At 59.6% G+C, this 16,804-nt stretch carries 17 protein-coding genes and 1 pseudogene; 11 read left to right on the forward strand and 7 right to left on the reverse strand.

Annotated elements, in window-relative coordinates:
- Window positions 1-11: 11 nt before the first annotated feature.
- Complete coding sequence (locus ACEN2T_RS08815) at window positions 12-1,505, reverse strand: aldehyde dehydrogenase (protein ID WP_032884395.1); 1,494 nt, start codon at window positions 1,503-1,505, stop codon at window positions 12-14.
- A 230-nt stretch (window positions 1,506-1,735) separates the two neighbouring features.
- On the opposite strand from ACEN2T_RS08815, the gene ACEN2T_RS08820 reads away from it, so the two are divergent.
- Window positions 1,736-2,098: a cupin domain-containing protein gene (locus tag ACEN2T_RS08820; protein WP_032884397.1), complete on the forward strand. Its 363-nt coding sequence runs from the start codon at window positions 1,736-1,738 to the stop codon at window positions 2,096-2,098.
- A 72-nt stretch (window positions 2,099-2,170) separates the two neighbouring features.
- Here ACEN2T_RS08820 and rpmG read toward each other — a convergent pair whose 3' ends face one another.
- A complete protein-coding gene (rpmG, locus tag ACEN2T_RS08825) occupies window positions 2,171-2,326 on the reverse strand; it encodes a 50S ribosomal protein L33 (protein WP_003176906.1) in 156 nt (51 codons plus the stop codon).
- 11 nt (window positions 2,327-2,337) lie between these two features.
- A complete protein-coding gene (rpmB, locus tag ACEN2T_RS08830) occupies window positions 2,338-2,571 on the reverse strand; it encodes a 50S ribosomal protein L28 (protein ID WP_003176907.1) in 234 nt (77 codons plus the stop codon).
- A gap of 458 nt (window positions 2,572-3,029) precedes the next feature.
- On the opposite strand from rpmB, the gene ACEN2T_RS08835 reads away from it, so the two are divergent.
- Window positions 3,030-4,622, forward strand: coding sequence for an ABC transporter substrate-binding protein (locus ACEN2T_RS08835; protein WP_032884399.1), 1,593 nt, complete (start codon window positions 3,030-3,032; stop codon window positions 4,620-4,622).
- A 27-nt stretch (window positions 4,623-4,649) separates the two neighbouring features.
- Here ACEN2T_RS08835 and radC read toward each other — a convergent pair whose 3' ends face one another.
- Window positions 4,650-5,324 carry a RadC family protein gene (gene radC / locus ACEN2T_RS08840; protein WP_032884400.1) on the reverse strand — a complete coding sequence of 225 codons (675 nt, stop codon included), beginning with the start codon at window positions 5,322-5,324 and terminating at the stop codon, window positions 4,650-4,652.
- Window positions 5,325-5,467: 143 nt separating this feature from the next.
- Here radC and coaBC point away from each other — a divergent pair, with 143 nt between their 5' ends.
- The 4 genes and pseudogenes from coaBC (at window position 5,468) to argB (ending at window position 9,724) form a co-directional block, all read left to right on the forward strand.
- Window positions 5,468-6,676 (forward strand): bifunctional phosphopantothenoylcysteine decarboxylase/phosphopantothenate--cysteine ligase CoaBC, encoded by a 1,209-nt coding sequence (coaBC, locus tag ACEN2T_RS08845; protein ID WP_016970585.1) that lies wholly within the window; start codon window positions 5,468-5,470, stop codon window positions 6,674-6,676.
- 5 nt (window positions 6,677-6,681) lie between these two features.
- A complete protein-coding gene (gene dut, locus ACEN2T_RS08850; protein WP_442116573.1) occupies window positions 6,682-7,137 on the forward strand; it encodes a dUTP diphosphatase in 456 nt (151 codons plus the stop codon).
- Window positions 7,138-7,377: 240 nt separating this feature from the next.
- Window positions 7,378-8,799 (forward strand): annotated as a pseudogene (locus ACEN2T_RS08855) (phosphomannomutase/phosphoglucomutase); the annotation flags it as partial.
- 19 nt (window positions 8,800-8,818) lie between these two features.
- Window positions 8,819-9,724 (forward strand): acetylglutamate kinase, encoded by a 906-nt coding sequence (gene argB, locus ACEN2T_RS08860; RefSeq protein ID WP_017735763.1) that lies wholly within the window; start codon window positions 8,819-8,821, stop codon window positions 9,722-9,724.
- A gap of 62 nt (window positions 9,725-9,786) precedes the next feature.
- Here the strand turns inward: argB and pyrE are convergent, their stop codons facing one another.
- Entirely contained in the window at window positions 9,787-10,434 is a 648-nt protein-coding gene (gene pyrE, locus ACEN2T_RS08865; protein WP_027608288.1) for an orotate phosphoribosyltransferase, read from the reverse strand.
- An 82-nt stretch (window positions 10,435-10,516) separates the two neighbouring features.
- On the opposite strand from pyrE, the gene ACEN2T_RS08870 reads away from it, so the two are divergent.
- A complete protein-coding gene (locus ACEN2T_RS08870; protein ID WP_003195493.1) occupies window positions 10,517-11,296 on the forward strand; it encodes an exodeoxyribonuclease III in 780 nt (259 codons plus the stop codon).
- A 58-nt stretch (window positions 11,297-11,354) separates the two neighbouring features.
- Here the strand turns inward: ACEN2T_RS08870 and ACEN2T_RS08875 are convergent, their stop codons facing one another.
- Window positions 11,355-11,723: a DUF4870 domain-containing protein gene (locus ACEN2T_RS08875; protein WP_032884406.1), complete on the reverse strand. Its 369-nt coding sequence runs from the start codon at window positions 11,721-11,723 to the stop codon at window positions 11,355-11,357.
- A 22-nt stretch (window positions 11,724-11,745) separates the two neighbouring features.
- A complete protein-coding gene (rph, locus tag ACEN2T_RS08880) occupies window positions 11,746-12,468 on the reverse strand; it encodes a ribonuclease PH (RefSeq protein ID WP_017735760.1) in 723 nt (240 codons plus the stop codon).
- Between the two features lie 216 nt (window positions 12,469-12,684).
- Between rph and ACEN2T_RS08885 the strand changes: the two genes are divergently transcribed.
- From ACEN2T_RS08885 to spoT, 4 genes are all read left to right on the forward strand, one after another.
- Complete coding sequence (locus ACEN2T_RS08885; RefSeq protein WP_095185208.1) at window positions 12,685-13,548, forward strand: YicC/YloC family endoribonuclease; 864 nt, start codon at window positions 12,685-12,687, stop codon at window positions 13,546-13,548.
- Between the two features lie 10 nt (window positions 13,549-13,558).
- A complete protein-coding gene (gmk, locus tag ACEN2T_RS08890; RefSeq protein ID WP_032884410.1) occupies window positions 13,559-14,179 on the forward strand; it encodes a guanylate kinase in 621 nt (206 codons plus the stop codon).
- 167 nt (window positions 14,180-14,346) lie between these two features.
- On the forward strand, window positions 14,347-14,610 hold the full coding sequence (gene rpoZ / locus ACEN2T_RS08895; RefSeq protein WP_017735757.1) for a DNA-directed RNA polymerase subunit omega: 264 nt from the start codon (window positions 14,347-14,349) through the stop codon (window positions 14,608-14,610).
- A gap of 60 nt (window positions 14,611-14,670) precedes the next feature.
- Window positions 14,671-16,776, forward strand: coding sequence for a bifunctional GTP diphosphokinase/guanosine-3',5'-bis pyrophosphate 3'-pyrophosphohydrolase (gene spoT / locus ACEN2T_RS08900; RefSeq protein ID WP_032884411.1), 2,106 nt, complete (start codon window positions 14,671-14,673; stop codon window positions 16,774-16,776).
- The last annotated feature ends 28 nt before the right edge of the window (window positions 16,777-16,804 follow it).

Genomic DNA, 16,804 nt, shown 5'->3' on the forward strand with positions numbered 1-16,804 from the left:
TGCGGTGTTGCTTAGAGCTTGATCCAGGTCGACTTCAGCTCGGTGTATTTGTCGAACGCGTGCAGCGACTTGTCGCGACCATTACCCGACTGCTTGAAGCCACCGAACGGCGCGGTCATATCACCGCCGTCGTATTGGTTGACCCACACGCTGCCGGCGCGCAGGGCCTTGGCGGTCAGGTGCGCTTTGGAAATATCAGCAGTCCACACGGCTGCAGCCAGACCATACACCGTGTCGTTGGCGATCTTGATAGCCTCTTCGGCGCTGTCGAACGTAATTACCGACAGGACTGGGCCGAAGATCTCTTCCTGGGCGATCTTCATGGCGTTGGTCACACCATCGAAAATCGTTGGCTCCACGTAGGTACCGCCGGTTTCCTCCAGGATGCGCTTACCACCGGCCACCAGTTTGGCGCCATCGGTGTGACCCGCTTCGATGTAAGACAGCACGGTGTTCATCTGCTGGGTATCCACCACCGCGCCGACGGTAGTCGCCGGGTCCAGCGGGTTGCCAGGTTTCCAGGCCTTGAGGGCCTCGATAACCAGCGGCAGAAATGTATCTTTGATCGAGCGCTCCACCAGCAAGCGCGAACCCGCGGTACAGACTTCGCCCTGGTTGAAGGCAATGGCGCTGGCTGCGGAGTTGGCGGCAGCTTGCAGGTCCGGCGCATCGGCGAACACGATATTAGGGCTCTTGCCGCCAGCTTCCAGCCATACGCGCTTCATGTTCGACTCGCCGGAGCGGATCAACAGTTGCTTGGCGATCTTGGTCGAACCGGTGAATACCAGCGTGTCGACGTCCATGTGCAGCGCCAGGGCATTTCCGACGGTGTGGCCGTAGCCCGGCAGCACGTTGAAAACGCCTTTCGGAATACCGGCCTCAACAGCCAGGGCCGCGATGCGGATGGCCGTCAGGGGAGATTTTTCGGAAGGCTTGAGGATCACCGAGTTACCGGTGGACAGCGCCGGGCCGAGTTTCCAGCACGCCATCATCAGCGGGAAGTTCCACGGCACAATGGCGCCAACCACGCCGACCGGCTCGCGGGTCACCAGGCCCAGTTGATCGTGCGGCGTGGCGGCGACTTCGTCATAGATCTTGTCGATGGCCTCGCCGCTCCAGCTCAGGGCATTCGCCGCGCCGGGTACGTCAATGTTCAGGGAATCGCTGATTGGCTTGCCCATGTCCAGGGTTTCAAGCAGTGCCAGCTCTTCGGCATTGGCCTTGAGCAGCGCAGCGAAACGGATCATGGTGGCTTTGCGTTTGGCCGGCGCAAGGCGCGACCAGACACCGGAATTGAAGGTGGCGCGGGCATTTTCCACTGCGCTCTGGGCGTCGGCGGCGTCACAGCTGGCGACAGTGGCCAACAGACGGCCATCGACCGGGCTGATGCATTCGAAGGTGTCGCCAGAAGCAGCGTCGGTGTACTCGCCATTGATGTAGGCGCGGCCTTCGATCTTCAGATCCTTGGCGCGTTGTTCCCAATCGGCACGGGTCAGGGTGGTCATGCGAGTGTCCTCCTCTTATTGAATACAAGGGCCAGGCGATGTCCCCCGGCAGCCTCAAAGAATGCTTGCCCGCCAACCAGCTGTTCGGCTCAAAGGCAGCTGCCACCCTAAACCAGCGGCTGGGGATGTTTCAATATATTTGACATAACGCGGGTAAACGCCCTTGCGATGTTCATTTTAATAAACATAGACTTTGGGCACTTCAACCCCAGGCCAGACGGGACACGCACATGAGCATCCAGGACATCGTCGACTTCAGCCAAGCCACCACCGCCCCCGACCGCTATCGCCCTGCCGCCGAAAAAATCCTCAAGGGCGATCCCGAACAAACGGTCTACAACCACTACAACAGCCCATGCGGCCAGATGAGCGCCGGGGTCTGGGAAGGTGATGTAGGGCAGTGGACGGTCAGCTACACCGAGCATGAGTACTGCGAAATCGTGCAGGGTGTGTCCGTGCTGCGCGACGCCGAGGGAAATGCCAAGACCTTGCGCGCCGGCGACCGCTTTGTGATTCCTGCTGGCTTCAGCGGCACCTGGGAAGTACTGGAACCATGCCGCAAGATCTACGTGGTGTTTGAACAGAAGACCTGATCAACCAAATTCCACGCAAAAAAAAGCCCGACTCGTGAGAGACGGGCTTTTTTTCACAAGGAAGAAAATCAATTACTTGATTTTGCCTTCTTTGTAGATCACGTGCTTGCGAACGCGCGGGTCGAACATTTTCTTTTCGAGCTTGTCCGGGGTAGTACGCTTGTTCTTGTCGGTAGTGTAGAAGTGACCAGTACCGGCGCTAGAGATCATTCGAATCAATTCACGCATGATAGAGCTCCTTAGATCTTGCCAGCGGCACGGATTTCGGCCAGCACGACAGTGATGCCACGCTTGTCGATGATACGCATGCCTTTAGCAGATACACGCAGGCGAACAAAACGTTTCTCTTCTTCAACCCAGAAGCGGTGATGCTGCAGGTTCGGCAGGAAACGACGACGGGTTTTGTTATTTGCGTGGGAAATGTTATTCCCAGTCACCGGACCCTTACCGGTAACTTGACAGACTCTCGACATGCCTCAGCCCTCTAAAACCACATGCCCAACCCGGCATGGGTTGGCCGCTTAATCTCTCAGTCATTTGGCGCCAGGCGCCGCGTTTCTTTAGGGTCTTACCGGCTACACCTACAAGCGAAGGAACCGGGCCCCTAGAAAAGAGCGCTGCTTTATACCAGAAAGACCTTGGTGCAACAACAGCGAGTGTGTTTTTACCGGAGTAAATCTCGACCATTGGCGCCTGAACCGTTGCCAGGAGGGGCCGACACAACAGCCGACCGCTCGTCGCACAGAATGATTTTCAGCGCCCGCACGCACCGTAAAGTGCACGGCGAAACAATCTGAGGCGCCATCAAAACAGCATTTGAGCCAAAAGCACAGGCAAAAATGGGCTAGTCATTTATCAATCAGAGCACTACGGTAGGACTTTTCCAGACTGCACTCGCAGATGGGCCTTCGATCTGCAAAGGAAACCGAATATGCGCCTCGCTGCCCTACCGCTGTTGCTTGCCCCTCTCTTTATCGCGCCGCTGGCCTCTGCCGCCACCAACCTGAGCGTGTGCACCGAGGCCAGCCCTGAAGGGTTTGATGTGGTGCAATACAACTCGCTGACCACCACCAACGCCTCCGCCGACGTGCTGATGAACCGCCTGGTGGACTTCGATGCCGCCAGCGGCAAGCTGGTGCCAAGTCTGGCGGACAGCTGGGAAGTGTCGCCGGACGGCCTGACCTACACCTTCAAGCTGCACCCGGATGTGAAGTTCCACCGCACCGAGTATTTCACCCCAAGCCGCAGCCTGACCGCCGAAGACGTGCGCTTCAGCTTTGAACGCATGCTCGACCCGGCCAACCCGTGGCACAAGATCGCCCAGAGCGGCTTCCCTCACGCCCAGTCTCTGCAACTGCCAACACTGGTCAAGAAGATCGATGCCCTCGACCCGCTGACGGTGCGCTTCACTCTGGATCATGCCGACTCCACCTTCCTCGCAGCCCTGAGCATGGGCTTCGCCTCGATTTACCCGGCCGAATACGCCGACAAGTTGCTCAAGGCCGGCACGCCGGAGAAACTCAACAGCCAACCGATTGGTACCGGCCCGTTCATTTTCAGCCGTTTCCAGAAAGACGCTGTGGTTCGTTACAAAGCCAACCCGGACTACTTCGGCGGCAAACCGGCTGTGGATAACTTGATCTTCGCCATCACGCCGGATGCCAACGTGCGCCTGCAGAAGCTGCACCGCGATGAGTGCCAGATCGCCCTGTCGCCCAAGCCCCTGGATGTAGGCGAGGCAGAGAAAGACCCAGCCCTCAAGGTGGAAAAGACCGCTGCATTCATGACTGCATTCGTGGCGATCAACAGCCAGCACCCTCCCCTGGATAAACCCGAAGTACGTCAAGCGATCAATCTGGCCTTCGATAAGGCCAGCTACCTCAAAGCCGTATTTGAAGGCACCGCCGAAGCCGCCAACGGCCCTTATCCTCCCAACACCTGGAGCTACGCCAAGGACTTGCCGGGTTATCCACAGGACCTCGCCAAGGCCAAGGCCCTGCTGAATCGCGCAGGGCTCAAGGACGGCTTCAAGACCACCATCTGGACACGCCCGACTGGCAGCCTGCTGAACCCTAACCCAAACCTCGGCGCGCAATTGCTGCAAGCCGACCTGGCCAAAGTCGGCATCCAGGCCGAGATCCGAGTGATCGAATGGGGCGAACTGATTCGCCGCGCCAAAGCCGGCGAGCATGACCTGCTGTTCATGGGCTGGGCCGGCGACAACGGTGACCCGGATAACTTCCTGACCCCGCAGTTTTCCTGCGCAGCAGTGAAGTCAGGCACCAACTTCGCTCGCTACTGCGACCCGGCGCTGGACAAACTGATCAGTGCTGGCAAAACCACCAGCGAGCAAGGGGTGCGCAGCAAGCTGTATCAACAGGCCCAGGCGCAAATCCAGCAGCAGGCGCTGTGGCTGCCACTGGCGCATCCGACGGCGTTCGCCCTCGCGCGCAAGAGTGTCGACGGCTATCAAGTAAGTCCGTTCGGGCGCCAGGATTTCTCGAAGGTCAGCGTCAAGCCCTGAACCGTAACCCCACCTGAAAGGGTGGGGTTACATCCATCCGTATTCCGCCATCGATAACGGATCACCATCTCCCACGATGATGTGATCCAGCACCCGCACATCCACCATCTCCAGCGCTTTTTGCAGGACTTTGGTCAATTTTCGATCAGCTGCACTCGGCTCCACACTTCCCGAAGGATGGTTATGACAAAGGATCAACGCCGCCGCGTTGTAAGCCAACGCGCGCTTGACCACTTGCCGGGGGTACACCACAGCAGCGTCGATGGTGCCCTCGGATAACGCCTCGAAGCCCAACACCCGATGCTTTGAATCGAGAAACAGGCAGCCAAAGATCTCGTGGGGCTCATGACGCAACAGCGCCTTGAGGTATCCCCGCACGACTTCCGGACTTTCCAGTGCCGATTCATTGCGCAACTGTTCGGCCATATGCCGCCGGGACATCTCTAGTACCGCCTGCAACTGGGCAAACTTCGCCGGCCCCAAGCCCAGTTGCTGATTGAACAGCGCCTGGCTTGCTTCCAGCAGCGGGCGTAAGCCGCCAAATTGCGCCAGCAGATGGCGCGCCAGGTCCACCGCGCTCCGACCTGCGACACCGGTGCGCAGGAAGATTGCCAGCAGTTCAGCATCCGACAGACTCGCCGCGCCCCACGCCAAAAGCTTCTCCCTGGGCCGCTCTGCCGCCGGCCAATCACGAATACTCATCCCACCTCCCTGTACATGTGCGCCGCTGTTGCGGGGCAGACGCTGTGTTATCGTAGGCCCTCTTTTTTGCGTGCGATTTCACCTGGGGAGGGGAGATCGCACGCACCACTGAACTGGCTTCACTGAACTGGAAAGGCAAACCAATGCAGCGTCTGTATCGGAAACGCATCGTTCTCGGCGTCGGCGGCGGCATTGCCGCCTACAAGAGCGCAGAGTTGGTTCGCAGGCTCCTGGACCAAGGTGCCGAAGTGCGCGTGGTCATGACCCGTGGCGGGAGCGAGTTCATCACACCCCTGACCATGCAGGCCCTGTCCGGCCACCCGGTTCATCTGGACCTGCTGGACCCGGCGGCCGAAGCCGCCATGGGCCACATCGAACTGGCCAAATGGGCCGACCTGGTGCTGATCGCCCCGGCCACTGCCGACCTGATCGCCCGCCTGGCCCAAGGTATCGCCGATGACCTGCTGACTACCTTGGTACTGGCCACCGACGCCACCGTTGCCATTGCCCCCGCGATGAACCAGGCCATGTGGCGCGATCCGGCCACTCAGGCCAATACCCAACTCCTGCAAAGCCGCGGCCTCAAGGTGTTCGGCCCGGCATCGGGCAGCCAGGCATGTGGCGACGTGGGCATGGGCCGCATGCTCGAAGCCACCGACCTGGCCCTGTGTGCCGCCGAGTGCTTCCAGCACTTGGCCCTGACCGGCAAGCACGTGTTGATCACCGCCGGCCCGACCCAGGAAAACATCGACCCTGTGCGTTACATCACCAACCATAGCTCAGGAAAAATGGGCTTTGCGCTGGCAGAAGCCGCGGTCGAGGCAGGCGCCCGCGTCACGCTGATCACCGGACCGGTACATCTACCGACCCCTGATCGCGTCACGCGAATCGATGTAGTCAGCGCCCGAGACATGCTCGCGGCCTGCGAAGCGGCTATTCCCTGCGACCTTTTTATCGCCTCGGCAGCGGTTGCGGACTACCGCCCGGAAGTCGTCGCCCCGCAAAAGCTCAAGAAAGACCCTACAAGCGGCGACGGCCTGCTCCTGCAAATGGTGCGCAACCCGGACATCCTGGCCACCATCGCCACACGTCCTGACCGCCCGTTCAGCGTCGGCTTCGCCGCCGAGACCGAGCATCTGCTGGACTACGCCGCACGCAAATTGAAAGACAAAAACCTCGACCTGATCGTTGCCAATGATGTCGCCAACCCGAGCATCGGCTTCAACAGCGAGGAAAACGCCTGCAGCGTGATTGACCGCGACCTGCACGCGACCCTTTTCGCCCAGACCAGCAAGGGCAAGATTGCCCGCCAACTGATCTCTTTTATCGCCCAACGGCTGAACCAGGTTTAATTTCCATGCACGCTTTGCAAGCCAAGATCCTCGACTCACGCATCGGCACCGAATTCCCACTGCCGGCCTACGCCACCCCAGGCTCTGCAGGCCTGGACCTGCGTGCCATGCTCAAGCAAGACACCCTGCTTGAGCCGGGACAGACCGTCCTGATCCCTACCGGCCTGTCGATCTACGTGGGCGACCCTGGTCTGGCTGCGCTGATCCTGCCGCGCTCCGGCCTGGGCCACAAACACGGCATCGTGCTGGGCAACCTGGTAGGCCTGATCGACTCGGACTACCAAGGCGAGCTGATGGTGTCGTGCTGGAACCGCGGCCAAACCGCATTCAACATCGTGGTCGGCGAGCGCATTGCCCAGCTTGTTCTTGTGCCGGTGGTACAGGCGCACTTCGAACTGGTGCAGGAATTCGACGAAACCCAACGTGGTGCAGGCGGCTTTGGGCATTCAGGCAGTCTCTGACTAAGCTGAACGTGGCCGGGTGCTTTTGCCCGGCCAGACGCCACCGCATGGCTTTTCAGGATGAAGAATGCGCGGAATTTATCAGCGAGATTTCCCTAGCTAAATCAACGTATTACGCAGAAATAAGCCTGGCTTCCAAACGCCGATGGCATTTTTGCACCACGAACTCTCTGCCGAAAACACCGTCATACCCTTCAGTTTGAGCCTGCCGGTCAGCCACTTTAAGGCCAGCCTTGCCCCCTTCAGATGGAGTTTCCCCCCGCGATGAGTACCGCAGCCCGAGTAGCCCCGACATTCCCCGACAGCATCTTTCGCGCCTATGACATCCGTGGCGTGGTGCCCAAGACCCTGACTGCCGAAACGGCCTACTGGATCGGCCGCGCCATCGGCGCCCAGAGCCTGGCTCAGGATGAGCCCAACGTATCGGTCGGCCGTGACGGTCGTTTGTCCGGCCCGGAGCTGGTGGAGCAACTGATCCAAGGCCTGGCCGACGCCGGCTGCCATGTCAGCGACGTCGGCCTGGTACCAACGCCAGCTCTGTACTACGCCGCCAACGTCCTGGCCGGCAAGTCCGGGGTGATGCTCACTGGCAGCCATAACCCATCGGATTACAACGGTTTCAAGATCGTCATCGCTGGCGACACCCTGGCTAACGAACAGATCCAGGCCTTGCATACCCGCCTGAAAACCAACGACCTGACCAGCGGCAAAGGCAGCATCACCAAAGTCGACATCCTGCAGCGCTACTCCGACGAAATCACCCGCGACGTCAAGCTCGCCCGCCGCCTCAAAGTGGTAGTGGACTGCGGCAACGGCGCGGCCGGTGTGATCGCGCCGCAACTGCTCGAAGCCTTGAACTGCGAAGTAATCCCGTTGTTCTGCGAGGTTGACGGCAACTTCCCCAACCACCACCCGGATCCAGGCAAGCCAGAAAATCTGGTGGACCTGATCGCCAAGGTCAAGGAAACCGGCGCCGATGTAGGCCTGGCCTTCGACGGTGACGGCGACCGCGTAGGTGTGGTGACCGAGACCGGCGAGATCGTATTCCCCGACCGCCTGCTGATGCTGTTCGCACGTGACGTAGTGGCGCGCAATCCCAACGCCGAAATCATCTTCGACGTGAAGTGCACCCGCCGCCTCACGCCGCTGATCAAGGAATACGGCGGCCGCCCGCTAATGTGGAAGACCGGTCACTCGTTGATCAAAAAGAAAATGAAGGAAACCGGCGCGCTGTTGGCCGGTGAAATGAGCGGTCACGTGTTCTTCAAAGAGCGCTGGTTCGGTTTTGACGACGGTATCTACAGCGCCGCTCGTCTGCTGGAGATCCTCAGCAAGGAAAAATCCACTGCCGAAGAGCTGTTTCAGACCTTCCCGAATGATATTTCTACGCCAGAGATCAATATCCATGTGACCGAGGAGAGCAAATTCAGCATCATTGACGCACTGCACGACGCGCAATGGGGCGAAGGCGCCAATCTGACCACCATTGATGGTGTGCGAGTCGATTACGCCAAAGGCTGGGGCCTGGTTCGCGCGTCCAACACCACACCGGTGCTGGTGCTGCGTTTCGAGGCGGATACCGAGGCTGAGTTGCAGCGCATCAAGGACGTGTTCCACGCCCAGTTGAAACGTGTTGCCCCTGATCTCCAATTACCGTTCTGATTTTTTACCGGAGCCCTGAATGACCCTCGAACGCGAAGCCGCTGCCAACACCGCCAAGGTCCTGTCCGAAGCGTTGCCTTACATTCGACGCTACGTCGGCAAGACGCTGGTGATCAAGTACGGCGGCAATGCCATGGAAAGCGAAGAGCTGAAAACCGGCTTTGCCCGCGACATCGTGTTGATGAAAGCCGTGGGGATCAACCCTGTGGTGGTGCACGGTGGCGGCCCGCAGATCGGCGACCTGCTCAAGCGCTTGTCGATCGAGAGTCACTTCATCGATGGCATGCGTGTCACTGACGCGCAGACCATGGACGTGGTGGAGATGGTCCTCGGCGGCCAGGTGAACAAAGACATCGTCAACCTGATCAACCGCCACGGCGGCAGCGCCATCGGCCTGACCGGCAAGGACGCCGAGCTGATCCGCGCGAAAAAACTGACCGTTACCCGTCAGACGCCGGAAATGACCCAGCCGGAAATCATCGATATCGGCCAGGTAGGCGAAGTGATCGGCATCAACACCGACCTGCTGAACCTGCTGGTCAAGGGTGACTTCATCCCGGTGATCGCGCCGATCGGCGTGGGTGCGAACGGTGAGTCCTACAACATCAATGCCGACCTCGTCGCCGGCAAGGTCGCCGAGGCGCTGAAGGCTGAAAAGCTGATGCTGCTGACTAACATCGCCGGCCTGATGGACAAGGAAGGCAAGGTGCTGACCGGCTTGACCACTCAACAGGTGGACGAACTGATCGCCGACGGCACCATCTACGGCGGCATGCTGCCGAAGATCCGTTGCGCGCTGGAAGCAGTGCAAGGCGGCGTTGGCAGCTCGCTGATCCTTGATGGCCGTGTACCGAATGCAATCCTGCTGGAAATCTTTACCGATACAGGTGTGGGTACGCTGATCAGCAACCGCAAGCGCCCTTAAAACGCTGAAAACAAAAAGCCCCGCTCAACTTGGTTGAGCGGGGCTTTTTTATGGTTCGGCGATTACTGAACGCCGAACTGCTCGCGGTACGCCTTAACTGCCGGCAAGTGCTGCTTGAGCTGCGGATCATCTTCCAGGAACTGCAACACCTGGTTCAACGAAACGATGCTTACCACCGGAATACCGAAATCACGCTCCACTTCCTGGATCGCCGACAACTCACCGTTGCCGCGCTCCTGGCGGTTCAGCGCGATCAGCACGCCAGCAGCCTTGGCGCCGTCTTGGGAAGCGATAATCTGCATCACTTCACGGATGGCGGTGCCGGCGGTGATTACGTCGTCAATGATCAGCACGTCGCCGGTCAGCGGCGCGCCCACCAGGCTGCCGCCTTCGCCATGAGCCTTGGCTTCCTTGCGGTTGAAGCACCATGGCAGATCGCGCCCATGGTGTTCCGCCAGGGCCACGGCTGTTGCAGCTGCCAGGGGGATACCCTTGTAGGCCGGGCCAAACAGCACGTCGAAGGAAATACCGCTTTCAACAATGGCTGCCGCGTAGAAACGCCCCAACTGAGCCAGGGCCGAACCCGAGTTGAACAAGCCCGCATTGAAGAAGTACGGACTGGTGCGCCCGGACTTGAGGGTGAACTCACCGAAGCGCAAAACCCCGCGATCGATGGCAAAACGAATGAAATCGCGTTGATACGCCTGCATGAAAAAAGCCTCAGATACCACGGATTTAGCTAATTAGGTAGACGGCGTGTATCATACACGCACGCGATTTTTGGGGCCATTTATGCGGATCATCAGTGTGAACGTTAATGGTATTCAGGCTGCAGTCGAGCGTGGTTTGCTCAGTTGGCTGCAAGCTCAGAATGCCGACGTCATCTGCCTGCAGGACACCCGCGCCTCCGCCTTTGAACTGGACGACCCAGCCTTCCAACTGGATGGCTACTTCCTTTATGCCTGCGATGCCGAAGTGCCCACCCAAGGTGGCGTGGCTTTGTACTCGCGGTTGCAACCCAAGGCGGTCATCAGCGGCCTCGGCTTCGAGACAGCCGACCGCTACGGGCGCTACCTGCAAGCCGATTTCGACAAGGTCAGCATCGCGACCTTGCTGCTTCCTTCGGGGCAGAACGGCGATGAAGACTTGAACCAGAAGTTCAAGCTAATGGACGATTTCGCCCGTTATCTGGATAAACAGCGGCGTAAACGTCGCGAGTACATTTACTGTGGCTCGCTGTACGTGGCGCAACAAAAGCTGGATATCAAGAACTGGCGCGACAGCCAGCAATCCCCAGGTTTCCTGGCGCCGGAACGGGCCTGGATGGACGAGATTGTCGGCAACATGGGCTATGTGGATGCCCTTCGTGAAGTCAGCCGCGAAGGCGACCAGTACAGCTGGTGGCCAGACAATGAACAGGCTGAAATGCTCAACCTGGGCTGGCGCTTCGACTACCAGTTGCTGACCCCAGGTCTGCGCCGGTTCGTACGCAGTGCACGTTTGCCGCGCCAGCCGCGTTTCTCGCAGCACGCGCCGCTGATCGTGGACTACGACTGGACACTGACCATCTAAGGTCTTTCTCCAGGCACAAAAAAACCGACATCGCTGTCGGTTTTTTTGTGGGCGATCACTATTTGACCAAACGCCAGGTCCATGGGTATCGGTAGGCTGTGCCGTTGTTGGCTTTAACGCCGCCAATGATCGTCAGCACCAGCGCCGCAACCACGAGCACCAACATCAACACAAAGCCGATCACCACAAACCCCAGCACCATGCAGACCAGCCAGGCGATGGCCACTGTGATCTGGAAATTCAGGGCTTCCTTGCCCTGATCATCGATAAGCGGGTCCATATCCTTCTTGATCTGCCACACGATCAACGGCCCCAAAAGGCTGCCAAAGGGGAATACCAACCCCAGAAACGCCGCGAAGTGACACAACATCGCCCATTGGCGAACTTCCTTGGTCGGTGCCGGAACCGGCAATTGACTGTCACTCATGGCGCTTCTCCTTGAAGTCAGCTTAGTCAGCCAGTGCGGCGTTCTGCAGTTCGAAGATCTCGGTCATGCCTTTCTGGGCTAGGGCCAGCATGGCGTTCAGCTCGGCCGGCTGGAATGGCGCGCCTTCAGCGGTGCCCTGCACTTCGATGAAACCACCGGTGCTGGTCATCACGACGTTCAGGTCAGTCTCGGCAGCCGAATCTTCCAGATAGTCCAGGTCCAGCACAGGCTCGCCCTGGTACATACCCACCGATACAGCGGCAATCATTTGCTTGAGCGGGTCGCCGCCTTTCAGGCCGCCACGTTTCTTGATCACTTTCAGTGCGTCGACCAAGGCCACCATCGCGCCAGTGATGGATGCAGTGCGGGTGCCGCCATCGGCCTGGATCACGTCGCAGTCGACGTAAAGGGTCACGTCGCCCAGCTTGGACATGTCCAGGGCTGCACGCAGGGAGCGACCGATCAGGCGCTGGATTTCCAGGGTGCGGCCGCCTTGCTTGCCACGGCTGGCTTCACGCTGGTTACGTTCGCCGGTGGCGCGCGGCAGCATGCCGTATTCGGCGGTCAACCAACCCTGGCCCTGGCCTTTAAGGAAACGCGGCACGCCATTTTCAACGCTGACGGTGCAGATAACCTTGGTATCGCCAAACTCGACCAGTACAGATCCCTCGGCGTGTTTGGTGTAGTTGCGGGTGATGCGGATCGAGCGGAGCTGATCGGCAACGCGACCACTTGGACGTTTCATAGGGGATACCTGTACTGAGGACGAAAAACTGCCGAGCATTATAGAGCCGCGAGCCGATTCGGGGCACTTCTAAAAATCTGGTTACGAATGGTCAGCCTATCGCCCATTGTTTGGGCGCACTCGCCCCACTGCGCTACAATCCTGCGCCTTCGCAGCCTGTCGGCTTCAATTTACCCATCAGCCCGTGTTTGCGGGACTGCATCGCGAGGTACCTCCATGGTGCACAGCATGACCGCCTTCGCCCGCGTCGAAAAAGCAGGCGCCCAAGGCACCCTGAGCTGGGAACTGCGCTCGGTCAACAGCCGCTACCTGGAGCCGCACCTGCGCCTGCCGGAATCCTTCCGCGACCTCGAAGGCGCCGTGCGTGAGGCACTGCGCCAGGGCATCTCCCGCGGCAAGCTGGAATGCACCCTGCGCTTTACCGAAGAAACCACCGGCAAGCCGCTGCAGGTAGACCGCGAGCGCGCCGCGCAACTGGTCGCTGCCGCCGAAACCATCGCCGGCCTGATCAAGCAGCCCGCAGCGCTGAACCCTCTGGAAGTGCTGGCTTGGCCCGGCGTGCTGGTGGCCGACGCCTCCGATCCGCAAGCCCTCAATGCCGAAGCCCTCGCCCTGTTTAATCAGGGCTTGAAGGAGCTCAAGGCCGGCCGCGAACGCGAAGGTGCCGAACTGGCACGCCTGATCAACGAGCGCCTGACTTCGATCGAAGCAGACGTGGTCATCTTGCGCGAGCTGGTGCCGCAGATGCTCGCCACCCAACGTCAGAAGGTTCTCGACCGCTTCACCGACATGAAGGCCGACCTCGACCCGACGCGCCTGGAGCAGGAAATGGTCCTGCTGGCCCAAAAGAGCGACGTCGCCGAAGAGCTGGACCGCTTGAGCACCCACATCCTCGAAGTGCGTCGCGTGCTCAAATCCGGCGGCGCCGCCGGTCGGCGCCTGGACTTCCTGATGCAGGAACTCAACCGCGAAGCCAATACACTCGGCTCCAAGGCATTTGACCCGCGCAGCACCACGGCTGCCGTCAACCTCAAAGTGTTGATCGAGCAAATGCGCGAACAAGTACAGAATATTGAGTAAGGCAACCTACATGACCCACAGCACCGGCACCCTTTACATCATTTCCGCCCCTTCGGGCGCGGGCAAGAGCAGCCTGGTCAAGGCCCTGACCGACGCTGACGAGCAGATTCGCATCTCGGTCTCCCACACCACCCGTGCCATGCGCCCGGGCGAGGTGAACGGCGTGCACTACCACTTCGTCGAGCGTACCGAGTTCGTCAAAATGATTGAGCACGGCGACTTCTTGGAGCGTGCCGAAGTGTTCGGCAACCTCTATGGCACTTCGCAGAGCCACCTGCAGCAGACCTTGGACGAAGGCCACGACCTGATCCTGGAAATCGACTGGCAGGGCGCCGAGCAAGTTCGCCAGCTAATGCCCAAGGCACGCTCGATCTTCATCCTGCCGCCGTCGCTCGAAGCCTTGCATCAGCGCCTGACCAATCGTGGTCAGGACAGTGACGAGATCATCGAAGGCCGCATGCGTGAAGCCGTCAGTGAAATGAGTCACTACGTCGACTACGACTACCTGATCATTAACGACGATTTTTCCCACGCACTGGACGACCTGAAGGCGATTTTCCGCACGAATCAGCTCCAGCAAAAGCGTCAACAGCAGCGTTTCGGCAAATTACTGGCCGAACTGCTTGGCTGATTGGGTCTTCCCAAAACGGCTGTAAGGGCTTTACATTGGCCCTTGTAGCGGTTTTGCGAGGGCCTGCGAAAAATCAGCGCTTCCCTAAACGCTGGTGATTTTTTAAACTGCTCAGTCCGCTCGCCCAACCGGGCAGCGCGCATCTTGCATTCGCTCCGAGGAATATCATGGCCCGCGTAACCGTTGAAGACTGCCTAGACCACGTGGCAAACCGCTTTGAGCTGGTCATGCTCTCTACCAAGCGTGCCCGTCAACTGGCCACTGGCGGCAAAGAGCCCCTGGTCCAGTGGGAAAACGACAAACCTACCGTTGTAGCCCTGCGTGAAATCGCTGAAGGCCTGATGAGCTACGAGTTCATCGCCAACGCTGAGATCGTTGAAGACGAACCGCTGTTTGCAGCGTTCGAGGACGAGTCCAACGAGGCCGTCTAAGCCTATGCCTGGTCGACGTAGCACGGCGCGGAGTCACAGCCTTCGGCAGGAGTTCACACTTTGCCGAGCATAGACGCCCTCGCCGATCGCTTATCGACCTACCTCGGCCCCGACCAGGTTAACCTGGTCCGCCGAGCGTATTTCTACGCCGAACAAGCCCACGACGGCCAACGCCGCCGAAGCGGTGAGGCGTACGTCACCCATCCTCTTGCGGTGGCGAATATCCTGGCCGACATGCACATGGACCATCAGAGCCTGATGGCCGCGATGCTGCATGACGTGATCGAAGACACCGGTATTGCCAAGGAAGCGCTCAGCGCGCAATTTGGCGAAACCGTGGCCGAACTGGTCGACGGGGTCAGCAAACTGACCCAGATGAACTTCGAAACCAAGGCTGAAGCCCAGGCGGAAAACTTCCAGAAGATGGCCATGGCCATGGCCCGAGACATCCGGGTGATCTTGGTCAAGCTGGCCGACCGGCTGCACAACATGCGCACGCTGGAAGTGCTGTCCGGCGAAAAACGTCGGCGCATCGCCAAGGAAACCCTGGAAATCTATGCGCCCATCGCCAACCGGCTGGGCATGCACGCCATTCGTATCGAGTTCGAAGACCTCGGCTTCAAGGCCATGCACCCGATGCGTTCGGCGCGCATCTACCAAGCGGTCAAGCGTGCCCGTGGCAACCGCAAGGAAATCGTCAACAAGATCGAAGAGTCGCTAAGCCATTGCCTGGCGATCGACGAAATCGAGGGCGAAGTCAGCGGGCGGCAGAAGCACATCTACGGCATCTACAAGAAGATGCGCGGCAAGCGTCGGGCCTTCAACGAGATAATGGACGTGTACGCGTTCCGGATCATCGTCGACAAGGTTGATACCTGTTACCGCGTGCTGGGCGCTGTACATAATTTGTACAAACCCCTGCCGGGCCGCTTCAAAGACTACATCGCGATTCCCAAGGCCAACGGCTATCAGTCACTGCATACCACGCTGTTCGGTATGCATGGCGTGCCGATAGAAATCCAGATCCGCACCCGCGAAATGGAAGAGATGGCCAACAACGGCATCGCCGCCCACTGGCTGTACAAGTCCAGTGGCGACGAGCAGCCAAAAGGCACCCATGCCCGCGCCCGCCAATGGGTCAAAGGCGTGTTGGAAATGCAGCAACGTGCTGGCAACTCCCTGGAATTCATTGAAAGCGTGAAGATTGACCTGTTCCCGGACGAGGTCTACGTGTTCACGCCCAAAGGCCGGATCATGGAGCTGCCCAAAGGCTCCACGGCGGTCGACTTCGCTTACGCGGTGCATACCGACGTGGGCAACAGCTGCATCGCCTGCCGGATCAACCGTCGCCTTGCCCCACTGTCCGAGCCGCTGCAAAGCGGCTCAACCGTGGAGATTGTCAGCGCGCCTGGCGCACGCCCGAACCCGGCGTGGCTCAACTTCGTGGTCACCGGCAAGGCGCGTACGCACATCCGTCACGCCCTCAAACTGCAGCGCCGCTCCGAGTCCATCAGCCTCGGCGAACGCCTACTGAACAAGGTGCTCAACGGTTTCGACAGTGCTCTGGATAAGATCCCGCAGGAGCGTGTGCAAGCGATGCTCCACGAGTATCGCCAGGAAACCGTCGAAGACTTACTGGAAGATATCGGCCTGGGCAACCGCATGGCTTACGTGGTCGCCCGCCGCCTGCTTGGCGAAGGCGAGCAGTTGCCAAGCCCCGAAGGCCCACTGGCAATTCGCGGCACCGAGGGCCTGGTACTCAGCTACGCCAAGTGCTGCACGCCGATCCCGGGCGACCCTATTGTCGGCCACCTGTCCGCAGGCAAAGGCATGGTCGTGCACCTGGACAACTGCCGCAACATCACCGAAATACGCCACAACCCGGAAAAATGCATCCAGCTCTCGTGGGCCAAGGATGTCACCGGCGAATTCAACGTTGAGCTGCGGGTGGAGCTGGAACACCAGCGCGGCCTGATCGCCTTGCTGGCCAGCAGCGTCAACGCGGCCGACGGCAATATCGAGAAAATCAGCATGGACGAACGCGATGGTCGCATCAGCGTTGTCCAACTGGTGGTCAGCGTGCACGACCGCGTGCACCTGGCCCGCGTGATCAAGAAGCTGCGTGCCTTGACCGGCGTGATCCGCATCACCCGCATGCGCGCATAGCTGTTCAGATAAGTCATCGCCCCATTAC

It is taken from the genome of Pseudomonas sp. W22_MBD1_FP4 (assembly GCF_052113765.1).
In the GTDB taxonomy this organism is placed as follows: domain Bacteria; phylum Pseudomonadota; class Gammaproteobacteria; order Pseudomonadales; family Pseudomonadaceae; genus Aquipseudomonas; species Aquipseudomonas sivasensis.

Bases quoted from the DNA above. Each gene is read 5' to 3' on its own strand.
- ACEN2T_RS08815 (WP_032884395.1), bottom strand. From the start codon at position 1,505: ATGACCACCCTGACCCGTGCCGATTGGGAACAACGCGCCAAGGATCTG.
- ACEN2T_RS08820 (WP_032884397.1), top strand. From the start codon at position 1,736: ATGAGCATCCAGGACATCGTCGACTTCAGCCAAGCCACCACCGCCCCC.
- rpmG (WP_003176906.1), bottom strand. From the start codon at position 2,326: ATGCGTGAATTGATTCGAATGATCTCTAGCGCCGGTACTGGTCACTTC.
- rpmB (WP_003176907.1), bottom strand. From the start codon at position 2,571: ATGTCGAGAGTCTGTCAAGTTACCGGTAAGGGTCCGGTGACTGGGAAT.
- ACEN2T_RS08835 (WP_032884399.1), top strand. From the start codon at position 3,030: ATGCGCCTCGCTGCCCTACCGCTGTTGCTTGCCCCTCTCTTTATCGCG.
- radC (WP_032884400.1), bottom strand. From the start codon at position 5,324: ATGAGTATTCGTGATTGGCCGGCGGCAGAGCGGCCCAGGGAGAAGCTT.
- coaBC (WP_016970585.1), top strand. From the start codon at position 5,468: ATGCAGCGTCTGTATCGGAAACGCATCGTTCTCGGCGTCGGCGGCGGC.
- dut (WP_442116573.1), top strand. From the start codon at position 6,682: ATGCACGCTTTGCAAGCCAAGATCCTCGACTCACGCATCGGCACCGAA.
- argB (WP_017735763.1), top strand. From the start codon at position 8,819: ATGACCCTCGAACGCGAAGCCGCTGCCAACACCGCCAAGGTCCTGTCC.
- pyrE (WP_027608288.1), bottom strand. From the start codon at position 10,434: ATGCAGGCGTATCAACGCGATTTCATTCGTTTTGCCATCGATCGCGGG.
- ACEN2T_RS08870 (WP_003195493.1), top strand. From the start codon at position 10,517: ATGCGGATCATCAGTGTGAACGTTAATGGTATTCAGGCTGCAGTCGAG.
- ACEN2T_RS08875 (WP_032884406.1), bottom strand. From the start codon at position 11,723: ATGAGTGACAGTCAATTGCCGGTTCCGGCACCGACCAAGGAAGTTCGC.
- rph (WP_017735760.1), bottom strand. From the start codon at position 12,468: ATGAAACGTCCAAGTGGTCGCGTTGCCGATCAGCTCCGCTCGATCCGC.
- ACEN2T_RS08885 (WP_095185208.1), top strand. From the start codon at position 12,685: ATGGTGCACAGCATGACCGCCTTCGCCCGCGTCGAAAAAGCAGGCGCC.
- gmk (WP_032884410.1), top strand. From the start codon at position 13,559: ATGACCCACAGCACCGGCACCCTTTACATCATTTCCGCCCCTTCGGGC.
- rpoZ (WP_017735757.1), top strand. From the start codon at position 14,347: ATGGCCCGCGTAACCGTTGAAGACTGCCTAGACCACGTGGCAAACCGC.